Annotated in this window: 24 protein-coding genes and 1 pseudogene; 16 read left to right on the forward strand and 9 right to left on the reverse strand. The window is 70.0% G+C overall.

The window, feature by feature from the left end:
• Nucleotides 1–151: 151 nt before the first annotated feature.
• Nucleotides 152–610 (reverse strand): hypothetical protein, encoded by a 459-nt coding sequence (locus tag J2X41_RS14225; protein ID WP_310082648.1) that lies wholly within the window; start codon nt 608–610, stop codon nt 152–154.
• A 100-nt stretch (nt 611–710) separates the two neighbouring features.
• Between J2X41_RS14225 and J2X41_RS14230 the strand changes: the two genes are divergently transcribed.
• Nucleotides 711–2,162 (forward strand): alpha/beta hydrolase, encoded by a 1,452-nt coding sequence (locus J2X41_RS14230; RefSeq protein WP_310082650.1) that lies wholly within the window; start codon nt 711–713, stop codon nt 2,160–2,162.
• An 84-nt stretch (nt 2,163–2,246) separates the two neighbouring features.
• Complete coding sequence (locus J2X41_RS14235) at nt 2,247–3,287, forward strand: sterol desaturase family protein (RefSeq protein WP_310082651.1); 1,041 nt, start codon at nt 2,247–2,249, stop codon at nt 3,285–3,287.
• On the opposite strand, the gene J2X41_RS14240 is transcribed toward J2X41_RS14235, so the two are convergent.
• The 3 genes from J2X41_RS14240 to J2X41_RS14250 form a co-directional block, all read right to left on the reverse strand.
• Complete coding sequence (locus J2X41_RS14240; protein ID WP_310082652.1) at nt 3,284–4,036, reverse strand: GNAT family N-acetyltransferase; 753 nt, start codon at nt 4,034–4,036, stop codon at nt 3,284–3,286. The two genes, J2X41_RS14235 and J2X41_RS14240, sit on opposite strands and share 4 nt — an antisense overlap.
• 99 nt (nt 4,037–4,135) lie before the next feature.
• Nucleotides 4,136–4,339 (reverse strand): cold-shock protein, encoded by a 204-nt coding sequence (locus J2X41_RS14245; RefSeq protein WP_012287235.1) that lies wholly within the window; start codon nt 4,337–4,339, stop codon nt 4,136–4,138.
• Nucleotides 4,340–4,528: 189 nt separating this feature from the next.
• Complete coding sequence (locus J2X41_RS14250; RefSeq protein ID WP_310082654.1) at nt 4,529–5,158, reverse strand: TlpA disulfide reductase family protein; 630 nt, start codon at nt 5,156–5,158, stop codon at nt 4,529–4,531.
• Between J2X41_RS14250 and argH the strand changes: the two genes are divergently transcribed.
• The gene (gene argH, locus J2X41_RS14255) at nt 5,159–6,577 is read left to right on the forward strand and encodes an argininosuccinate lyase (protein ID WP_310082655.1); all 1,419 of its coding nucleotides are present in this window, start codon (nt 5,159–5,161) and stop codon (nt 6,575–6,577) included.
• Entirely contained in the window at nt 6,574–6,885 is a 312-nt protein-coding gene (locus J2X41_RS14260) for a hypothetical protein (protein ID WP_310082656.1), read from the forward strand. Before argH ends, J2X41_RS14260 begins: the two co-directional genes overlap by 4 nt.
• 3 nt (nt 6,886–6,888) lie before the next feature.
• On the opposite strand, the pseudogene J2X41_RS14265 reads toward J2X41_RS14260, so the two are convergent.
• Nucleotides 6,889–7,004 (reverse strand): annotated as a pseudogene (locus tag J2X41_RS14265) (hypothetical protein); the annotation flags it as partial.
• Between the two features lie 30 nt (nt 7,005–7,034).
• On the opposite strand from J2X41_RS14265, the gene lysA reads away from it, so the two are divergent.
• Entirely contained in the window at nt 7,035–8,300 is a 1,266-nt protein-coding gene (gene lysA, locus J2X41_RS14270) for a diaminopimelate decarboxylase (protein ID WP_310082657.1), read from the forward strand.
• 130 nt (nt 8,301–8,430) lie between these two features.
• On the opposite strand, the gene J2X41_RS14275 is transcribed toward lysA, so the two are convergent.
• Both J2X41_RS14275 and J2X41_RS14280 read right to left on the reverse strand, forming a co-directional pair.
• The gene (locus J2X41_RS14275; protein WP_310082658.1) at nt 8,431–8,958 is read right to left on the reverse strand and encodes a phosphoribosyltransferase family protein; all 528 of its coding nucleotides are present in this window, start codon (nt 8,956–8,958) and stop codon (nt 8,431–8,433) included.
• A 15-nt stretch (nt 8,959–8,973) separates the two neighbouring features.
• The gene (locus tag J2X41_RS14280; RefSeq protein ID WP_310082660.1) at nt 8,974–9,909 is read right to left on the reverse strand and encodes an MJ0042-type zinc finger domain-containing protein; all 936 of its coding nucleotides are present in this window, start codon (nt 9,907–9,909) and stop codon (nt 8,974–8,976) included.
• Between the two features lie 56 nt (nt 9,910–9,965).
• On the opposite strand from J2X41_RS14280, the gene ftsE reads away from it, so the two are divergent.
• From ftsE to J2X41_RS14305, 5 genes are read left to right on the forward strand one after another with little or no spacing between them, the layout of a single operon-like run.
• Nucleotides 9,966–10,757 (forward strand): cell division ATP-binding protein FtsE, encoded by a 792-nt coding sequence (gene ftsE, locus J2X41_RS14285; protein ID WP_310082661.1) that lies wholly within the window; start codon nt 9,966–9,968, stop codon nt 10,755–10,757.
• Nucleotides 10,754–11,644 (forward strand): ABC transporter permease, encoded by an 891-nt coding sequence (locus J2X41_RS14290; RefSeq protein WP_310082662.1) that lies wholly within the window; start codon nt 10,754–10,756, stop codon nt 11,642–11,644. Before ftsE ends, J2X41_RS14290 begins: the two co-directional genes overlap by 4 nt.
• The gene (locus J2X41_RS14295) at nt 11,641–12,264 is read left to right on the forward strand and encodes a YdcF family protein (RefSeq protein WP_310082663.1); all 624 of its coding nucleotides are present in this window, start codon (nt 11,641–11,643) and stop codon (nt 12,262–12,264) included. Before J2X41_RS14290 ends, J2X41_RS14295 begins: the two co-directional genes overlap by 4 nt.
• Entirely contained in the window at nt 12,261–12,971 is a 711-nt protein-coding gene (locus J2X41_RS14300) for a lysophospholipid acyltransferase family protein (protein WP_310082664.1), read from the forward strand. The genes J2X41_RS14295 and J2X41_RS14300 overlap by 4 nt, the downstream gene beginning before the upstream one ends.
• A gap of 18 nt (nt 12,972–12,989) precedes the next feature.
• Entirely contained in the window at nt 12,990–13,463 is a 474-nt protein-coding gene (locus J2X41_RS14305) for a hypothetical protein (protein WP_310082665.1), read from the forward strand.
• A gap of 27 nt (nt 13,464–13,490) precedes the next feature.
• Here J2X41_RS14305 and J2X41_RS14310 read toward each other — a convergent pair whose 3' ends face one another.
• Complete coding sequence (locus tag J2X41_RS14310; RefSeq protein WP_310082666.1) at nt 13,491–14,078, reverse strand: aspartyl/asparaginyl beta-hydroxylase domain-containing protein; 588 nt, start codon at nt 14,076–14,078, stop codon at nt 13,491–13,493.
• Nucleotides 14,079–14,156: 78 nt separating this feature from the next.
• Here J2X41_RS14310 and J2X41_RS14315 point away from each other — a divergent pair, with 78 nt between their 5' ends.
• Nucleotides 14,157–15,314 carry an aspartyl beta-hydroxylase gene (locus J2X41_RS14315; RefSeq protein ID WP_310082667.1) on the forward strand — a complete coding sequence of 386 codons (1,158 nt, stop codon included), beginning with the start codon at nt 14,157–14,159 and terminating at the stop codon, nt 15,312–15,314.
• On the opposite strand, the gene J2X41_RS14320 is transcribed toward J2X41_RS14315, so the two are convergent.
• A complete protein-coding gene (locus J2X41_RS14320; protein ID WP_310082668.1) occupies nt 15,311–15,874 on the reverse strand; it encodes a gamma-glutamylcyclotransferase in 564 nt (187 codons plus the stop codon). The genes J2X41_RS14315 and J2X41_RS14320 overlap by 4 nt on opposite strands.
• A gap of 29 nt (nt 15,875–15,903) precedes the next feature.
• Between J2X41_RS14320 and J2X41_RS14325 the strand changes: the two genes are divergently transcribed.
• The 5 genes from J2X41_RS14325 (at nt 15,904) to J2X41_RS14350 (ending at nt 20,449) form a co-directional block, all read left to right on the forward strand.
• A complete protein-coding gene (locus tag J2X41_RS14325; RefSeq protein ID WP_310082669.1) occupies nt 15,904–16,914 on the forward strand; it encodes a DUF2125 domain-containing protein in 1,011 nt (336 codons plus the stop codon).
• A 258-nt stretch (nt 16,915–17,172) separates the two neighbouring features.
• Nucleotides 17,173–17,973 (forward strand): chorismate mutase, encoded by an 801-nt coding sequence (locus tag J2X41_RS14335; protein WP_310082670.1) that lies wholly within the window; start codon nt 17,173–17,175, stop codon nt 17,971–17,973.
• A 32-nt stretch (nt 17,974–18,005) separates the two neighbouring features.
• A complete protein-coding gene (hisC, locus tag J2X41_RS14340; protein WP_310082672.1) occupies nt 18,006–19,127 on the forward strand; it encodes a histidinol-phosphate transaminase in 1,122 nt (373 codons plus the stop codon).
• Entirely contained in the window at nt 19,124–20,062 is a 939-nt protein-coding gene (locus tag J2X41_RS14345; protein WP_310082674.1) for a prephenate/arogenate dehydrogenase family protein, read from the forward strand. Before hisC ends, J2X41_RS14345 begins: the two co-directional genes overlap by 4 nt.
• A 3-nt stretch (nt 20,063–20,065) precedes the next feature.
• Nucleotides 20,066–20,449 (forward strand): biopolymer transporter ExbD, encoded by a 384-nt coding sequence (locus J2X41_RS14350; protein WP_310082675.1) that lies wholly within the window; start codon nt 20,066–20,068, stop codon nt 20,447–20,449.
• Nucleotides 20,450–20,493 lie beyond the last annotated feature (44 nt).

Genomic DNA, 20,493 nt, shown 5'->3' on the forward strand with positions numbered 1-20,493 from the left:
CCGGACGAGCGCGAAGATCCGGGACCAGGGCGTGAACGCAGCGCCTGCGGATCTGCGCCCGGCTCGCGCCGGGCTTGTCCGGGATGACAGCTTTCGTCCAGCCAATCCCAGATGCGACAGCCGACGCGACGAGGCCTGGATTGGTCCGCCCCTAGCCGATCTCGGCCAGGATCGCGGCGGTCTCGTCGGCGGTCATCAAGCGGATTTCCGGCGGATCGACGCCGACGACGTCGAGGCAATGCCACTCCAGATACAGCCGCCAATGGGTGAGAACGCCCGGATAGTCGTCGGTGGCGAAGGTCGAGGCGCGGACATGGGCGAGGTAGGCCGAGGCGGTCCTCACGGCCAGGGGCGGACCGCCCAGCGCTTCGCCGGGCTCGGCCCGAAAATAGCTTTCGTTCCGCACGTTGTAGGCGACATAGCCGCTCCAGACGATCTCGTAGGCGCGACAGGTCTCGTCGGGCCTGATCGGGGTCGCCAGGCCCAGCACCCCCTGGACCGGTTCGCTCGCCGGTTTGGCCTCCACGACCACCACGCGCAGGTCGTTGTTGCGGGGTTCGCCGATGGCGTACATCGACAGGGAGACGTCGTCGGGAAGGCTGTCGCTCATCCAGGCCAGATGCCATGCCGTCCTTCGAACCACAACGCCGCCACCCTTGCCCCGCTCCCGCCGCCATGCTCACTGCCAGCCTCAGCACCACGGGACTCACATGCGCAAGATGATCCGGGGCGCCGCCCTGTTCGGCCCGCTGGCCGCCCTCGCCCTGGCCCTGGCCGCCGGCGTTCCTGCCACCAGCGCCCAGGCCGCCGAGCCCAAGTTCACGCCCGGCCCGTGCGCCGGCGACTATTCGGGGGTGGCCAACAAGATCCAGTGCGGGACCCTGGTCGTCGACGAGACCCGGGGCGGGCCGAGCACGCGACGCGTCGCCCTGCCGGTGACCATCGTCAAGGCCAGCGCGCCCAAGCCCGGCGCGGTCCCGGTGATCTTCCTGCACGGCGGTCCCGGCGGCGGGGTGGTCGAGAACCTCGGCCGCAGCCTGCGCGGCGTCTCGGGCCGCGAACTGATCGCCATCGACCAGGACTGGATCTATTTCGACCAGCGCGGCGGCGGGGTGGCCTCGCCGATCCTCGACTGCGGCGAGGCGGCCCTGAACGACGCCGGTCCGCTGAGCGACGCGGCCGCCCAGCAGCTGATCGCCTGCGGCCAGCGCCTGAAGGCCTCCGGCGTCGACCTGTCGCGCTACAACGCCGAGGAGGTGGTCGAGGACATCCAGGACCTGCGCAAGACCCTGGGCCTCAAGCAGGTCGACCTGTTCGGCGTCTCGTACGGCACCCGCATCGCCCTGGCCGTCGTCAAGCACGACCCGTCCGGCGTGCGGGCCGTGGTGCTCGACTCGCCCTGGACGCCGGAGGCCAAGTGGGCGCAGGGCGGGCCGGAGATGATTTCGGACGCGGTCAAGGTAATCTTCAAGCGCTGCGCCGAGGACGCCGCCTGCAACGCCAGATATCCGCATCCGGGCGCCGACCTGGACGGCGTGGCGGCCAAGCTGCTGGCGGGCCCCGTGGTCCAGAACGGCCAGACCTACACCGCCGACCTGCTGGGCGGCTTCCTGATGGACGCCGCCTATAGCGGCCCCGACGCCCGCGCCCTGCCCGCCACGGCGGCCAAGTTCGCGGCCGGCGACCTGTCGGCCCTGGATGGCGCCCGGGCCGGGGCGGGCTATCGCGAGGCCCAGTTCTTCACCCACCTGTGCAAGGAGGAACTGCCGTTCGAGAGCCGGGAGGCGACCCGCAAGGGCGCCCAGCGCGACCCGATCAGCCGTCTGGCCGAGCGGTCGTTCGATCGCCTGTTCCAGGTCTGCCAGGCCTATCCGGTCGGCGCGCCCGATCCCGTCGAGGCCCAGCCGGTCAGCAGCCCGATCCCGACCCTGTTCCTGGCCGCCGAGATCGACCCCGGCTGCCCGCCCGCCGTGGCCAAGGCCGCCGTCGGCCGCTTCCCCAAGGGCCAGCTGAGCATCATCCCCAACACCACCCACGGCGTCTCGCGCGGCAGCGCCTGCGCCCGCAAGATGATCCGCGGCTTCCTGGCCGACCCGACCGCGCCGATCGACCAGAGCTGCCTGCACCCCGAGCACGACCGGTTCGTGTTCGATCTGGACTGACCCGGACGTCACCGGAGAGCGGGCGTTAAAGCCAAATTCACGCGGCTCCGATAGCCAGGAGGCTGGTGATCGGGAGGCGGCCGAATGATCTCTGGCGCGGTGAATCTGTCGGATCTGCCGACCATTGGCGCGAGATTGCTGGCGCCGGTCGCGACGACCCTCCTGTCGCTGGGCTCGAGCTTCTCGCTTGTGGCGCTGCTGAGCGCCCTGGCCATCGCGGCCGCGCACCTCGTCGGGCGGCGACGGGCCAGGGGACGGCGCACGTCCCTGGCGCTGCTCGCGCGCCTGCTGTTTCCCAAGTCGATCTGGCGCCATCCTTCCACGAAGGCCGACCTCGGCTTCCTGCTTCTGAATTTCTGGGTGACGGGGATCATCCTGGCCGGCGGCCTATGGTCCGGCTCCAAGATCAGCCTCGTCGTCGGAGAGACCCTGCGCCGGTTCCTGGGCGCCGCGCCGCTGAGTGAAACCCCCGCCCTGATCATCGTGGCGGTCGGCACGGTCGCCGGCTATCTCGCCTATGAGCTGGGCTACTGGATCGATCACTATCTCAGCCACAAGGTCCCGGCCTTCTGGGCGATCCACAAGGTCCACCACACCGCCGAAGTCCTGACGCCACTGACGGTCTTCCGGGTGCATCCGTTGGAGAGCCTGAAGTTCCACAACATCCTGGCGGTCACCGTGGGGACGACCAATGGCGTGGCGCTCTACGTCTTCGGCCCCGGGCCGCACGTCATGATGATCTTCGGCCAGAACGCGATCATGGTCGTCTTCTTCCTGGCGCTGGTGAATCTCCAGCATTCGCACGCCTGGATGACCTTCGGCGGCGGCCTGGGGCGCCTGTTCGTCAGCCCGGCCCACCACCAGATCCACCATTCCGCCGACCCTCGCCATTTCGGCAAGAATTTCGGCAGCTTCCTGACGATCTGGGACAAGGTGTTCGGAACCCTGCACACGCCGGACCGCGAGCGGCCGAAGAACCTGAAGTTCGGGGCGCCCGCCCTGGAGCCCCATGGCGTCACCGGCGGGCTGATCACCCCTGTGGTCGAGGCCCTCGTCGCCCTGAAGCCGTCCCTTCGCCAGCGCGTCGACACGGGCCCGGCGCGGGACATGACCTCGGCCGCTTAGTCCTCCACCGCCCAGTAGCGATATCCATAGGCCGGCACGAACCCCAGGCCGCTGTAGAGCCCGATGGCCGGGGCGTTGTCGGCCTCGACCTGGAGATAGGCCCGGCGAGCGCCCAGGTCCCGGGCCTCGTGCAGTAGGGCCGCCAGGATCCGGCGGGCCAGGCCCTTGCGGCGGTGGCCCGGCAGGGTGCGCATGCCGAAGATCCCGGCCCATTCGCCGTCGACCGCCGTCGCGCCCAGGGCCGCGACCGCGCCGTCGACCTCCAGCCGCGCGAAGCGGGCCGGCGCGGGGATGCGGCCCAGGGCGTCCAGGCGCTCGCGGGCGTCGGCGGCGTTGCCGGCGGCGCTGGCGGTCAGCACCGCCTCGAAGGCCGGGTCCGGCGCGTCGGACAGGGTGACGGCCGCGTCAGCCGCGCCCGCGATCACGCCCGAGGCCTCGCCCACCATCACCACGGTGCCATGGGTGGGCCGGTAGCCGCGGGCCCGCAGGTGCTCGGACAGGTTGGCCGGAACCACCGCCCCGTCCGACAGCTTGAAACGGGCGGGCAGCCCTCGGGCGGCGTAGAAGGCCTCGGCCGCGTCGATGGCCTCGTCGATCGGCCGGTCGGGCTCGCCCAGCGGCCAGCAGGCGTTGATCCGCAGCGACCAGCCGTCCGAGGCGTTCAGCCGCCAGCCGCCCAGCGCCCCGCTCTGGCGCGCCGGCCAGGCGCGGTCGGCGACGATTTCGAGAAGGCGGGGATCGACGGTCATGGGTCTTCCATAGCAGATGGGCGCCGGTTCGTTGGAACCGGCGCCCATCAAATTCGCGCATCGAGCGAAATCGCCCGAGTTCGCGGGTCGTTCCCGAACCTAGAGTGGCTTGAGATTGTTCGCTGCGATCTTGCCGCGTTCCTCGGCGGTGTCGAAGCTGACCTTTTGGCCTTCGTCCAAGCCGCGCAGGCCCGCGCGTTCGACGGCGCTGATGTGGACGAACACGTCCTTGCCGCCGTCATCGGGCTGGATAAAGCCGAAGCCCTTGGTGCCGTTGAACCATTTCACTACGCCGGTCGCCATGGCGTGTCTCCTAGAGATGCCGAGCCAATGCCCGGACAAGCGGGCGGGTAACAATCTCAGTCGTCCGGGTAGCGTTGGCAGCCCAAATCCAGGATTGCAGGCCAGAGTGGACACGCGGTCGTTGAGGGGTCAATTCAAAAAACGGCGATATCCTTAAGCGTGCGTCCCGTTTCTTTTCAGCCGGGGGCGTCAATGCTCGCGCAGCAGGGCCTCGACCAGGGCGCGGGCCTCCGGGCTGGACCAGTCGGCCTCGCCCGACATCCGCGCCCGCTCGCGCCCCTGCTTGTCGTAGATGACCGTGGTCGGATAGCCGGCGGCGCGGGGCTCCAGGTCGAACGACATCTTGTAGTCCTTGTCGCGATAGACCTGCAGCGGCGCGTTGGCGGCCATCTCGGCTTGAACCAGGTTCAGGTCGACGTCCTTGTCGACGCTGATCGGCAGCACCTTCAGCGGCTGGGTCGCGTAGGACGCCTGCAGCTTGGCCAGGGTGGGCATCTCCTTCTTGCAGGGCGCGCACCAGGTGGCCCACAGGTTCATCACCACCACCTGGCCCTTGAAATCGGCCAGGGTCAGCGCCTTTCCGGCCCCGTCGGCGAACACCGTGGCCGGCGCGGCGCGCGGCTGGGACGGCACGTCCAGCTTCTCTAAGGACGCTTTCTTGAATTCCTTGAGGTCAACGGCGCCTGCGGGTTTGAACGAAGCCTGAGCGATGACGTATAGAACCGCCGCGACGCCGATCAGCAGAACGGCGCCGATCACCCACTTCAGCGGGCCGAGCTTGCGCGCGGCTTCTTCCCTGTCCGACTGGAATTCGCTCATATGACCGACAACGCCTCTGATAAGCCCGCCGCGAACGGCCAGGGCCAAGCCATGTGGGGCGGCAGGTTCTCGGCCAAGCCGGCGGAGCTGATGCAGGCGATCAATGTCAGCATCGGCTTCGACAAGCGCCTGTGGGCGCAGGACTTGGCGGGCTCCCGCGCCCATGCGCGGATGTTGATCAGCCAAGGCGTGATTGCAAGGGAAGACGGCGAGGAAATCCTCAAGGGGCTGGACGCCGTCGAGGGCGAGATCGTCGCCGGAGCCTTCCCGTTCCGCGACGAGTACGAAGACATCCACATGAACATCGAGGCGCGGCTGCGCGAGCTGATCGGCCCGACGGCCGGCCGGCTGCACACCGCCCGCTCGCGCAACGACCAGGTGGCCGTCGACTTCCGCCTGTGGGTGCGCGAGGCCTGCGACCGTTCCGCAGTCCAGCTGGAAGCTTTGCAAAAGGCGCTGGTGGCTCAGGCCGAGGCTTACGCCGACGCCCTGATGCCGGGCTTCACCCACCTGCAGCCGGCCCAGCCGGTGACCTTCGGCCACCACCTGATGGCCTATGTCGAGATGTTCGGCCGTGACGCCAGCCGCTTCCGCGACGCGCGCGCCCGGATGAACGAGTGCCCGCTGGGCGCCGCGGCCCTGGCCGGCTCGCCCTTCCCGATCGACCGCCACGCCACCGCCGCCAGCCTGGGCTTCGACCGCCCGACCGCCAATTCGCTGGACAGCGTCTCGGCCCGCGACTTCGCCCTGGAGTCCCTGTCGGCCGCCTCGATCGCCGCCACCCACCTGTCGCGCCTGGCCGAGGAGATCGTGCTGTGGACGACGCCGATGTTCGGCTTCATCAAGCTGACCGACGCCTTCACCACCGGCAGCTCGATCATGCCGCAGAAGAAGAACCCCGACGCCGCCGAGCTGATCCGCGCCAAGGTCGGCCGGATCCTGGGCTCGCTGACCACCCTGACCGTGGTGATGAAGGGCCTGCCGCTGGCCTATTCCAAGGACATGCAGGAAGACAAGGTCCCGACCTTCGAGGCCTTCGACGCCCTGGAACTGAGCCTGCTGGCCATGGCCGGCATGGTGTCGGACCTGACGCCGAACACCGAAAAGATGGCCGCCGCCGCCGGCGCGGGCTTCTCCACCGCCACGGACCTGGCCGATTGGCTGGTCCGCGAACTGAACATGCCTTTCCGCGACGCCCACCACGTGACAGGCTCGGCCGTGAAGGCGGCGGAGGGCAAGGGCGTGGATCTGGCGGAACTGGCGCTGGCCGACTTGCAAGCGATCGAGCCGCGCATCACTTCTGAAATCTACACCGTGCTCACGCCCGCCGCCTCGGCGGCCAGCCGCATCAGCTATGGCGGGACCGCTCCCGCCCAGGTTCGCGCCCAGATCGCGCGTTGGAAGGAACTGCTCGGATGATCCGCCCCGCCACCCTCTTGACCCTCGCCGCCCTGGCCTTGTCGGGCGCCGGCCTGTCGGCCTGCGGCAAGCAGGCCGAGCTGGAGCGTCCCGCGCCGCTGTGGAACGCCCAGAAGAAGGCCGCCTACGAGGCCGAACGCCGCAAGGGCTCGGCCACCGCCAACCAGCCCGCCCGCGCCAACGGCACGCAGGAGACCATGGACCCGGCGTCGAGCAACCGCACGACCCGCGCCGCGCCGCTGGGCGGCACCCACGACCCGTTCGGCGGCCCCTCCGGCGCCGGCTTCCCCAGTTCGACGGGGAACTGAGAACCGCCGTGCGTCCTTCGAGGCCCGCTGCGCGGGCGCCTCAGGATGAGGGGCATTTTCCTGAATTCCTCATCCTGAGGTGCGAGCCGCAGGCGAGCCTCGAAGGACGCAAGGCGCATCGGCGAACAGCCGTCTAGAAAGCATCTGAAGTGAACCATTTCGAATACGGCCCCGAGGGCCTCGCCTGCGAAGGCGTCCCGCTGGCGCGCATCGCGGCCGAGGTCGGCACGCCGGTCTATGTCTATTCCCGCGCCACCCTGGAGCGGCACTTCACGGTGTTCCACGGCGCCCTGGTCGCCGCCGGGATCGTCGATCCGCTGGTCGCCTATGCGGTCAAGGCCAATTCCAACGTCGCGGTGCTGAAGGTGCTGGGCAACCTCGGGGCCGGGGCCGACACGGTGTCGGAGGGCGAGGTGCGCCGCGCCCTGGCGGCCGGCATCCCCGGCGAGCGGATCGTGTTCTCGGGCGTGGGCAAGAAGCGCGGCGAGATCGCCTTCGCCCTGCGGGCCGGCGTCGCCGAGATCAATGTCGAGTCCGAGCCCGAGCTGAACCTGATCGCGGCCGTCGCCGCCGAACTGGACGTCAAGGCCAAGGTCGCGTTCCGGGTCAATCCTGACGTCGCGGCCGGCGGCCACGCCAAGATCGCCACCGGCAAGTCCGAGAATAAGTTCGGGGTGTCGTTCGCCGAGGCCGCCCGCCTCTACGCCAATGCCAGCAACCACGCCCACCTCGAGCCGATCGGCGTGGCCTGCCACATCGGCAGCCAGATCACCGACCTGACGCCCATGCGCCAGGCCTTCGATAAGATGCGGGGCCTGGTCGAGCAGTTGCTGGGCGAGGGCCTGCACGTCGAGCGCCTGGACCTGGGCGGCGGCCTGGGCGTGCCCTATTTCGACATGCCCGAACCGCCCTCGCCGGCCGAGTTCGCGGTGATGGTCGCCGAAGCGGTCCACGGCCTGCCGGTGAAGCTGGCCTTCGAGCCGGGTCGGGTGATCGCCGCCAACGCCGGGGTGCTGGTCAGCGAGGTGATCCACGTCCACGAGCGGCCGGAAGGCAAGCGCTTCCTGGTCATCGACGCGGCGATGAACGACCTGATCCGCCCGGCCATGTACGACGCCTTCCACGACATCCGGCCGGTGATCCCGCGGACCGGCGAGACAACCTACGACGTGGTGGGCCCGATCTGCGAGACCGGCGACACGTTCACACGCGAGCGGGCTTTGCCGCCGCTGGCGGCGGGCGAGCTGGTGGCCTTCATGTCGGCCGGAGCCTACGGCGCGGCCATGGCCAGCGAGTACAACACCCGACCTCTGGTCCCCGAGGTGCTGGTCGACGGCGACCGGTTCGCGGTGATCCGGGCGCGGCCGTCCTATGAGGAGATGCTGGCGCGGGACGTGACGCCGGACTGGGTTTGAGGAACTGAGATCCTCCCCCTGTGGGGGAGGTGTCGGCGCAGCCGACGGAGGGGGGAGTTTGCCGAGGTGGGTCTACTCCCCCCACCGGCGCCTTCGCGCCGCCTCCCCCAAAGGGGGAGGGTCTAAGGTCTTAGTCTAGCGCCCCGATATACGGCAGGCCGCGGCTCTTGCCCTCGTCGTCGAGGCCGTAGCCGACCAGGTAGCGGGCCGGCGCTTCCCAGGCCACGAAGTCGGGCTCGATGCGCGGCTTGTCCCAGGGCTTGCGGGCGAAGACGGCGGTCAGGACTTCGCTGGCGCCGGCGTCCTTGACCAGGCGGGCCGCCTCGCCCAGCGACAGGCCGGTGTCGAGCACGTCGTCCACCACCAGGGCGCGGCGGCCGATCAGCGGGCGCTGCAGGTCGGCGCGGACCTCGCAGCGGCCCGAGCTCTTGCGCTCGTCATGGTAGGAAGCCAGCCACAGGGCGTCGAAACGCACGTCGCGCCCGGCCCGCCACAGGGCCCGCGTCAGGTCGGCGGCGAACCACAGGCCGCCGGTCAGCAGGCAGACGGCGACGGTGTCGTTGTCGATGCGCGGGGCGATGGCCTTGGCCAGGGCTTCCACCCGCTCGGCGATTTCTTCCTGGGAAATCAGAACTTCGGGGGCGGAGCGATCAGTCATGTCAGGTTTTCTGGGTCAATGATGGTCGGCCGGGGCCGGTTCGACCGCTCCGGTCTCATGACCCGGGGGCTCCTGTCCAGTGTCTTGCGCGTCTTCCATCGGCGGCGACGCGCCGGCCGCGATCTCGGCTGGCTGGTCCTGGACGCCCCGCAGCGACGGCGACTCGGGGTTGGAAACCTTGTCGACATGGCCGGCCGGCCCCGCATGCCTGGCCGCGCCTGGTTCCAGGGCGAAGCCGATCTCCAGGGTGTTGGCCGTGCGCGGCGGGTCCAGCAGGGTCACCGAGAAGTGCCGGGTCTGGCTGGGCGGGATCAGCGGATCGGCGGCGGCGGCCAGCTTTCCGGCCACCCGCTTCTCGTGCTTGTTCAGCAGGGCCACGCGCAGCGGCGGGGTGGTCACGGCGTGATCGGTGATGTTGCGCAGCACGCCGGTGACGGTGATCACGGCGTGGCCGTCCTGCATCGAGGGCTCGGCCTTCAGGTCCTCGACCACCAGGCCGACGGTGTTCACGGGACGGTTTATGAACGCGTAGGCCCCCGCCGTGCCAGGCCACAGCTTGGCGACGTTGATGTTGTTGAGCCACGCCGCGCCCAGCAGCAGAAGCATCACGGCGACCATGCCGCCCCAGACGAGGCCCGTGGTCTTGGCCTCCTTCAGGCGGCGCTCGGCGTCGGCCCGGGCCCGGAACACCTTGGGCAGCTCCTCGCCCGGCAATTGGTCGACGGGCGTCTCGGAATCGTCGGCGGGGTTGGACGCGCCGTCCAGCGCGGTCAGGTTCGGCTCGCCCGCCAGGTCAGCGGCCGAGGGCTCCTCGAACAGGTCCAGGGCGTCTTCGTTGCGGGCCGTCCAGCGCGTCCCGCAGGCCGCGCAACGCACGACACGACCAGCCGCGCCGACCTTGGAGTCATCGACGAAATAGCGGCTGGCGCACTCGGGACAGGTCAGTATCATGGCCGCGAATCGGACGCTCCCCGCTCCTACACACGAGGTCGCCGATTTTGCCAGCCATGTCCACACGACCCAGCGACACACCCTTGCGCACCGATGACGTCCAGGATGGCGGCGCCGTCCCCGTGGTGCGCTTCGAGGGTGTCTCGATGCGGTACGGACGGGGGCCGGAAACGCTCAGCGATCTCAGGTTCACCCTACGCCCAGGGTCTTTCCATTTCCTCACCGGCCCGTCGGGCGCGGGCAAGAGTTCGCTGCTGAAACTGATCTATCTGGCTCACCGTGCGTCACGGGGTCGCGTCGAGCTGTTCGGCCGCGACATCAGCCTGACCCGGCCCGAGGACCTGCCGTTCGTGCGCCGCCGGATCGGGGTGGTGTTCCAGGACTTCCGCCTGCTGGACCACCTGCCGGTGTTCGACAACGCCGCCCTGCCGCTGCGCATCGCCGGCCGCAAGCCGGCCAGCTATCGCGAGGACGTGGCCGAGTTGCTGCAGTGGGTGGGGCTGGGCGAGCGCATGCACGCCCTGCCGGCCACCCTGTCGGGCGGCGAGAAGCAGCGCCTGGCCATCGCCCGCGCCGTGGTCGACCGTCCCGACGTGCTGCTGGCCGACGAGCCGACGGGCAATGTCGACCCGGCCATGTCGCTGCGCCTGCTGCGATTGTTCGTCGAGCTGAACCGCCTGGGCACCACGGTGCTGATCGCCACCCACGACGAGGACCTGGTCGCCCGCGCCAACCGCCCGACCCTGCACCTGGAGAACGGCCGCCTGGTCGATGTCGCCGACGCGTCGTCGGACCGGGGCTATGGCCCGGGCCATGACGACGAGGACGACGCGGAGGACGAGGCATGAGCGCCTTCTCCGTCGCCCGCTGGAAGCCCGGCCAACTGCTGCCGCCGCGCGACGCCCGTGACGGCTCGCTGGTGTTCGTGGTCGCGGTGCTGTGTTTCCTGGCCTGCCTGACCGCCCTGGCGGCCCTGGCCTCGACTCGCGCGGCCACCGGCTGGACCGCCCAGCTGACCGGCTCGGCCACGGTGGTGGTCCGCCCCCGCGCCAGCGAAAGCCCCGACAGCGCCGCGGCCCGCGCCGCCGAGACCCTGTCGGGCGTCAAGGGCGTGACCGAGGCCCGCGCCCTGTCCAAGGACAAGGCCGAAGCCCTGCTCGAGCCGTGGATCGGCCGCGAGGCCCTGATCGCCGACCTGCCCGTGCCCCGCCTGGTGACTCTGGACCTCGACCCCAAGGCCCCCGCCACGGCCGCCACGCTGAACAAGGCCCTCAAGGACGCCAATGTCGACGCCGTGGTCGACGACCACAGCCGCTGGATCGCGGACATCGAACGCGCGGCGCGCCTGGCCGGCTGGGCCGCCATCGGCGTCTTCGGCCTGATCGCCACGGCGGCGGCGGCCGTGATCGTCTTCGCCACCCGCGCCGCCCTGACCGCGCGCCATGACATTGTCGAGGTGCTGCACCTGTCGGGAGCCGAGGACGGCTTCATCGCCAATCTGTTCCAGAACCGCTTCGCCGGCATGGCCTTCTTCGCCGGCTTGCTGGGCGGGGCGGGCGCGGCCATGATCGGGGCGGCGGCGCGGCTCGTGGGGGGCGGCCAGGGCCTGACGCCGGTCCTGCCGCTGGCCTGGATCGATCTCCTGGCGCCCCTGCCCTGCCCGCTGGTGGCGGCGCTGGTGGCCGGGATCGCGGCCCGCGCCGCGTCCCTGCGCCTGTTGAGAGGCATGCCGTGAAGAGCTTCGCCGCGCTGCTGATCCTGGTGATGGTCTGGTTCGTGGGCCTGCTGGCCTTCACCAGCCGCGTGGACCAGTCCACGCCGGCCCAGGAACCGCCGGTGGCCGACGGGGTGGTGGTGCTGACCGGGGCCTCGAACGTGCGGCTGGAACAGGCGACCAAGCTGCTGGAAGCCGGCAAGGGCAAGCGCCTGCTGATCTCTGGCGTCAACCGCGAGGCCTCGCGCGACGACGTGCTGGGCGTGACCAAGGCGGTGCGGCCGATCTACGACTGCTGTGTCGACCTGGGCTACGCGGCCGCCGACACCATCGGCAACGCCAGCGAAAGCGCCGAGTGGGCCAAGGCCAAGGACTATCACAGCCTGATCGTGGTCACCGCCGACTACCACATGCCGCGCTCGATGCTGGAGCTGCACGCGGCCATGCCCGACGTGACCCTGCACCCCTACCCCGTGGTCACCGAGAGCCTGAACGCCCACCGCTGGTGGAAAGGCGGCACGAGCGCCCGGCGGATGATCGTGGAATACTGCAAATACCTGGCGATCCTGGGCCGTGAGGCGTTCCTCAAGCTGGGTCCGCGGGAAAAGGCCGACCCGAAACCGGCGAAGGAATCCTCTTGATCTATCTGCGTTCGTTCCTGTTCCAGTTGTTCTTCTGGCTGTGGTCGGTGGTCTGGGCGATCGGCATGATCGTCACCTACCCCCTGCCGCGCCGCGCCAACACCTGGTCGCTGTCGACCTGGTCCAAGGGCCTGATCTGGGGCCTGCGCTGGCTGGCCGACATCAAGGTCGAGGTGCGCGGCGAGCCGTACCGGCCCACCGGCCCGGCCCTGGTCGCGGCCAAGCACCAGTCGATGTTCGACGTCTTCAGCCAGTTCGCCCTGCTGCCCGACGCCTGCTTCGTGATGAAGAAGGAACTGCTGATGGTGCCGCTGTTCGGCTGGCACGGGCTGAAGGCCAGGATGATCGTCGTCGACCGCGCCGGCCATTCGGCGGCGCTGAAGAAGCTGGTGCGCGACGCCGTCGACCGCATGAAGGAGACCCGCCAGGTCGTGATCTTCCCGGAAGGCACGCGCGGCGAAGTTGGGGTCCCCGGCGACTACAAGCCCGGCATCGCGGCGCTGTATCGCGAGATGAACCTGCCGGTCACGCCCCTGGCCCTGAACTGCGGCGTGCACTGGCCGCGCGGCTGGCTGCGCCCGCCGGGCACGATCGTCTTCGAATACCTGCCGCCCATCCCCGCCGGCCTCAAGCGCGGCGAGTTCATGCGCGAGCTGCAGACGCGGATCGACACCGCCACCAAGGCGCTGGAGGACGAGAGGCTGTAGAAGGAAGATGGAAGAGCCATGACCAAAGGGCATATCGCGGCGATCATCGCCGCCCTCGTCGTCAGTTGGGCGTCGCCGGTCGCCTCGGCCCCGCGGATTTGCGCGGTGTCCAGCGCGGATCAGGAGCAGGTCTCGCGGACCGTCCATTCTTTCTACGCCGCGCTCACCAAGGACGACGAGGCGGGCTTCAGCGCCATCACCGCGCCCACCTTCTATGCCTACGAAGTGGGACGGCGCCTTAACGGCCCAGAGCTTTCAGCGACGATCCGCAAGGCGCATGGCTCGGGCCGGATCTACGAATGGAACCTCGGGCCCATCGAAGTTCACGGAAACTGCGACGTGATCTGGGCGACGTGGGAAAACCATGGGCGAGTCGGCGACAGCACGGGGATGAGACCGGTGATGTGGCTCGAGTCCGCCGCTCTGCACCGCGACGGATCGCGCTGGGTTCTGGATTTCCTGCACTCGACGCCAGTGGGTTCCGCGAAGTAGCCACCGGAGTCGTCTGCGGGAAACCGCCTATGCGACGCTTTGCTCAGCGATTCCGTGGAACAGGCCTTCCAGCCAGGGATTGGCCACCAGATCCAGGACCATGTGCACCCGGTCCTCCGCCCCGCGATTGGCGACACTGTGCGGGTCGGCCAGCCGCAGATACCAGGCCTCGCCCGCCCTCATCTCGACCGTCGCGCCGTTGAGGCGAAATTCGACGCCGGGATTGGTGGTCACAGGAACATGGATCCGCGCCGCGCCGTTCTCCACGCCCAGATCGAGGTCGGTATGCTCCTTGATGATCGAGCCCGGCGTCAGCTTCATCAGGCGAACGCCGCGGACCTCGCAGGCGAAGGCGGTGACGACCTCGCGAAAATAGCCGCAAGACCCTAGCATCGGGGTATCCTCGAACACTGTGGCGGTCGGGTCCGAATAGATCATCCGGATGGGATGGGTCTCGCCGGCGGGGCTGCGCAGGGGGATGACGCTCCAATCGCCTTCGTAGTTCTGGCGGACGAAATGCGCGGTCCAGTCGATGGAGGACAGCTTGTCGAGGTCGCGGCGCAGCCGGGCCGGGTCGAAGCTCAGCGGCAGTTGCAATCTGTCCGGGAACGCCATCCAGTGACGCTATCGGGCCGCGAGCGGCCCCACAAGTCCTGACGGGGAGACGCCATGCCGGCCAGGCTGGAGACCAGGATGTCCGTCGCGGACCCACTGACGACGCTGCGGGCCTTGGTCCTGCGCGACGTCGCCTTGCAGGACGCCCTGGGCGAGGTCGAGAACTTCGCGGTCTTCGCCGAGCGCACGGCCGAGGCGGCGCGGGCGGGGGGCGCCGCCATCGACGCCGAGACGGTGCGGAGCCTGCTCTACACGACCTTCCAGCCGCCCCTGATCGACGGGTTCACACCCGGGCCCGGCTGGCTGCCGGCCGAGGTGACGGAGGTGGACGGTCGCGCCGCGATCACCTGGCTGCGCTTCGGCCGGCGGCGGCTGGACGAGTCGTTCTACGATGACTCGCTGGTCCGCCGGCGCTTCCTGCCGTTCAACCGCCTGTTCGGCGTCCGCACCGCCCTGAGCGATCTGGAGGCCTGGACCGCCGCCCTGCCTGCCCCGGAGCCGGCCGGCCTGATCTTCCACATGTCGCGCTGCGGCTCGACCCTGACGGCCCAGATGCTGGCGGCTTCGCCCGCCAACGTCGTGCTGTCCGAGGCCGCGCCGCTCAACGCCGTCACCCGGCGGGGCGACCTGGACGACGGCGCCAAGGTCGCCCTGCTGCGGGCCATGGCCGCCGCCCTGGGCCAGGCGCGGAACGGCGAAAGCCGGCTGTTCCTCAAGCTGGACTGCTGGCACAGCCGCGACCTGCCGCTGTTCCGGCGCGCCTTTCCGGACACGCCCTGGGTGTTCCTCTATCGCGAGCCGATCGAGGTGATGGTCTCGCAGACCCGGCGGCGCGGCGTGCAGATGGTCCCCAGCCTGGTCCCGCCGGCGACCTTCGGCGTCGACCTGCCGGACGGCGTGCCCGATGACGACTACTGCGCGCGGGTGCTGGCGGCGGTGTGCGAGGGCGCCATGCGGCACTATCCGATCGGCGGCGGCCGGCTGGTCAACTACCGCCAGCTGCCCGAGGCGCTGTTCACGGAGATCCTGCCGCACTTCGGGGTGACGCCCTCGGACGTGGAGGCGCGCGCCATGCGCGCCGCCGCGATCCGCGACGCCAAGGCCCCCGAGCAGGCCTTCACGCCCGATGGGCCGGACAAGCGGCAGGCGGCGACCCCGGCGCTGCGGGCGATCTGCGAGCGACGGTTGGACCCGGTATATCGACGGCTGGAGGCGATGCGGGCCGAACAGCCCTAAGCCGCCGCCCCTTCCCGCGCCTCGACCATCTTCAGCAGGGTCTCCATGGCGTGGTCGCGCACGCCGTCCTCGCGCAGGTGCATGACCAGGTCGCGCAGATAGTCGATGTTGCGACCCGACAGGCCTTGGGCGCCCGCGATCAGCTGCGCCTGCTGCTCCAGGGTCAGCGCCCCCGCCCACTGGCCGTGCTTCATGTCGGAGAGGAACACCAGCGACCGCACCTTGCCGTTTCCATCGATCTTCAGCTCGGACCAGGACTCGAAATAGGTTTCGGTCGGCTGCTCACGCTCGCGCAGATAGGCGTAGACCTCGGGCCATTGCGCGGCCGCCACCCGGTAGGCGACGCCGCGCACAGCCCCCCCGGGGGCCAGGCCCAGCACCAGGCCCGGCCGCTCGTAGGTGCCCCGGTGGTGGACCGAATAGATGCAGAAGGCGCGCCGGCGCCCATGGAGCACCGCGGTTCTTCGCTCTATGAACGGGAACCCGGGCCGCCACATCAGCGATCCATATCCGAACACCCAGCGGTCTTCGCCGTCCGCCCGCTCGCCCACAACGCTCATCACTGTTCCCGACCGGAGCCGCCCCTTTCATGACCCATAACGCCGCCGCTCCGTCCCGCAAGCCCCGGCGTCGCGGTCTGCTGGCGCCTTTCGTCATTCTGGCGATCGTCGCCATCGGCTGGAGCATCGGCTGGCTGTGGCTGCGCGGCCAGGCCGAGCAACGGATGGACGCCACGGCCCTGTCGCTGAAGTCGCGCGGCTACGACCTGTCGTGGGAAGCTCGCACCTTCAGCGGCTACCCGTTCCGCATGGACGTGCGGCTGGTCAACGCCCGGGTCGCCGAGCCGTCGGGCTGGGCCCTGCGCGCGCCGGAGCTGAGCGGCGAGGCCAACGCCTACGACATCGGCCACTGGGTGATCGTCGCCCCCAAGGGGGTGATCATGACCCGGCCGGTCAATGGCGACGTGCAGATCACCGGCCAGGCCCTGCGCGCCAGCTTCGCCGGCTTCAAGCAGTATCCGCCGCGCATCTCGGTCGAGGGCGCGAACCTGGTCTTCACCCCCGTGGCCGGGGCCGCGCCGTTCCCGCTGCTGTCGGCGGCGGGCCTGCAGTTGCACATCCGCCCCGGACCCGACGACCAGGGCGCGATCTTCTTCGAGGCCAAGGGGGCCAAGGCCCGCTTCACCGGCCTGCTGGGCCGCGTCGCCGCCGACCGCACCGCCGACCTGATCTGGGATTCCAAGATCAGCAAGATCAGCGCCCTGCATGGGGCCAGCTGGGCCGATGCGGTGGGCGACTGGTCCGACGCCGGCGGCGCCCTGACCGTGCAGCAAGGCAGACTGACCGCCGGCGAGGCCCTGCTGGACGCCAAGTCCGGGGCCCTGACCGTCGATGACGACGGCCGCCTGCGGGGCGCGCTGGACGTCACGGTCCGCGAGGTCCCCACGCCGGGCCAGGCGCTGAAGAGCCCGGAAGCCGCCGCAGCGGCGGTCGCCCAGGCCCTGGGCCGCGACCCGACCCTGTCGGCCACCCTGAAGTTCGACAACGGCCGCACGCGGCTGGGTCTGTTCGACACCGGGCCGGCGCCGCGGGTCTATTGAGGCGGCGGGACGCCCCCTCCGTCATGTCGCGTATCCGCGCCATGCCACCTCCCCCGTTTCACGGGGGAGGAAAACGGTCGGCGCGCACCCTCCTCACCCGCATCGCGGGGGAGGTGGCGCGATGCGAATACGCATCGTGACGGAGGGGGCGTCTCTCACGTGTACATTCCAACAGCGCAACTTTCTTCCCGCCATCGCGCCCTATTGCGCCTCCGGCGGCAAAGTCTATGGTCCGGCCTCCAATTTCGGGGATAAATCATGGGTAGCGACGCAGGCGACGCGACGCCTTCGCTGGACGAGGTCCGATGGCGTATCGACGCCATCGACGGTGAGCTTCTGGCCCTGCTGGACGAGCGGGCCGGCCTGGCGCGCGCCGTGGCGGCGGCCAAGCAGGCGGCCGGCGACACCGGCTTCGGCCTGCGTCCCGGCCGCGAGGCCCTGATCGTCCGCAAGCTGGTCGAAGCCCCCCGCAAGGCCGCCAGCGACGCCCTGGTCATCCGCGTCTGGCGCGAGCTGATGGCCGACAGCCTGGCCCGCCAGGGTCCCTATCACCTGACCGTCTGGGGCGGCTCCAACCCCGCCCGTGCCGTCGAGCTGACCCGCCTACGGTTCGGCGTCGCCCCGCCGATGACCGTGGCCGCCACCGACAAGGAGGCCCTGGCCGCCGCCAAGACCCCGTGGGGCGTCGGCGTGCTGGGCCTGGTTCCCGACAACGCCTGGTGGGGCCGGCTGCTGGCCGAGCCGCGGCTGAAGATCTTCGCCGCCCTGCCCTGCCTGGAGCGCTGGGGCCCGCAGGTCGCCTTCGCCGTCGCCGAGGTCGAGGTCGAGCCCACCGGCGGCGACCAGACCTTCTGGGTCACCGACAGCCCCAAGGCCGCCGCCGCCATTATCGAAGCCCTGTCCGCCGACGGCGTGGCCGCCGAGCTGGTCGCCGAGGCCGGCGGGCTGAAGCTGTTCGCCCTGCTGGGCTTCTACCAGGCCGACGACGCGCGCCTGGCCCGCGCGCCGGGTTCCCTTACGGGCGTCATCGGGGCTGCGCCCACCCAGTTCGACGTGTAAGAAGACCGCCTCTTCGCTCCCGAGTTCCCTCGATGACCGCTCCGACCACCGACCGCTTTGCCGCGCCGCGCCCCACGCCCAAGCCGGGCATCCTCGACATCGCCGCCTATGTGGGCGGCAAGTCGAAGATCGAGGGCGTCGCCCATCCGGTGAAGCTGTCGAGCAACGAGAACATCCTGGGCAGCAGCGACAAGGCCAAGGCCGCCTATCGCGACGCCGTCGATCGGATGCACCTGTATCCGGACGGCAAGGGCTCGGCCCTGCGCGCCGCCATCGCGGCCCACTATCGCCTGGAGGTCGAGCGCATCACCCTGGGCGACGGCAGCGACGAGATCTTCGCCCTGCTCAACCAGGTCTATCTCGAGCCCGGCGACAACATCGTCCAGGGCGAACACGGCTTCGCCGCCTACGCCATCGGGGCCCGCGCCTGCCAGGGCGAGGTGCGTTTCGCCAAGGAGCCGGGCCAACGCGTCTCCGTCGACGAGATCGTCAAGTGCGTGGACGAACGCACCCGCCTGGTGTTCATCGCCAACCCCGCCAACCCGACCGGCACCTGGCTGACGGGCGAGGAGATCCGCGCCCTGCACGCCGCCCTGCCGCCCTCGGTGGTGCTGGTGCTGGATGGGGCCTACGCCGAGTTCTGCACCGACCCGCGCTTCGAGGACGGGCTGGACCTGGCCCGGAACGCCGAGAACGTCATCGTCACCCGCACCTTCTCCAAGCTGCACGGCCTGGCCGCCCTGCGCGTGGGCTGGGGCTATGGACCGGCCGGGATCATCGAGCCGCTGGAGCGCATCCGCCCGCCGTTCAACACCTCGATCCCGGCCCAGGACGCGGCCATCGCCGCCCTGGCCGACCTGGAGTTCCAGCAGCGCTCGATCGCCCTGGTCGAGCAGTGGCGCGCCTGGCTGACCCAGCAGATCGGCGGCCTGGGCCTGGAGGTCACCCCCTCGGCGGCCAATTTCGTGCTGATCAACTTTCCCGCCGCGCCCGGCAAGACCGCGCTCGAGGCCGAGGCGTTCCTGGCCTCGAAGGGCTACCTGGTCCGCGCCGTGGGCAACTACAATCTGCCTAACGCCATCCGCGTCACCGTGGGGCTGGAAGAGCACAACCGGGCCGTGGTCGACCTGCTGCGCGAGTTCGTCTCGCGATGAGCCATCCCGGTATCCTGTACCCCAAGATGACTGTGATCGGCTGCGGCCTGATCGGCGGCTCGATCATCCGCGCGGCCCGCGAGCACGGCGTGGTCGGCCAGGTCACCGTCGTCGACGCCAGCGAGGCCCACCGCGCCCGGGTGGTCGAACTGGGCATCGCCGACCACGTGACCGGCGACATCGGCGAGGCGGTCAAGGATGCCGACCTGGTGGTCATCGCCACGCCGGTGCTGTCGACGGCCGAGGTCGCCGCCGCCCTGGCGCCGCACCTGAAGCCGGGCGCCACCCTGACCGACGTCGGCTCGACCAAGGCCAACGTGGTCGAGGCGTTCAAGGCCCTGGACCTGTCGAAGGTCTTCGTGATCCCCGGCCACCCGATCGCCGGCACCGAGCAGTCGGGCCCCGACGCCGGCTTCGCCGAACTGTTCGAGAACCGCTGGACCATCCTGACCCCGACCGAGAGCGACGACGAGGCCTACGCCGCCGCCGTCGCCCGGCTCAGCGCCTTCTGGCGGGCGTTCGGCGCCCAGGTCGAGCTGATGGACGACAAGCACCACGACCTGGTGCTGGCCGTGGTCAGCCACCTGCCCCACCTGATCGCCTACACCATCGTCGGCAGCGCCGCCGACCTGGAGAACGTCACCGAGAGCGAGGTGATCAAGTTCTCGGCCTCGGGCTTCCGCGACTTCACCCGCATCGCCGCCAGCGACCCGACCATGTGGCGCGACATCTTCGTGGCCAACAAGGACGCGGTGCTGGAGATGCTGGGCCGGTTCACCGAGGACCTGCAGGCCATGAGCCGGGCCATCCGCTGGGGCGACGCCGACACCCTGCACGCCCACTTCACCCGCACCCGCGCCATCCGCCGCGGCATCGTCGCCGCCGGCCAGGAAAGCGCCGAGCCGAACTTCGGCCGCGATCGCGGGAAGCACTAGGCGGTGGGCTGGAAGCGTATCCTGGGCCTGGCCTTGGCGTCGGTCGCCCTGGCGCTGGTGGTCTGGGGCCTGTTCCTTCCGCTGACGACGGTGTCGATCAAGGTCGACCTGCCGCCGGCCCGACCGTCCAAACCCGTCGAGCCCAAGGCGGTTGAGATTTTCATCGACGCCAACGGCGCGATCCAGGTCAACGGCCGGCCTTCGAGCCTGGACACCCTGGCCAGCGATGTCGGCGCCGTCTCCATGACGCGTGACAGGAACCAACAGCAGCTGATGATCCGCGCATCCGAGACCGTAACATACGGTACCTACATGGCGGTGCTTGAACGGCTGCGCGGCGCCGGCTGGCACAAGGTCGGCATCGTCAAGGAGGCCATTTCCAACTGACCTGCCCATCAAGGGCCTGGCAGGCTGCCTCAATAGCCCCCGAC

Origin of the sequence: Caulobacter sp. BE254, from assembly GCF_031457295.1 — a bacterium.
Taxonomy (GTDB): domain Bacteria; phylum Pseudomonadota; class Alphaproteobacteria; order Caulobacterales; family Caulobacteraceae; genus Caulobacter.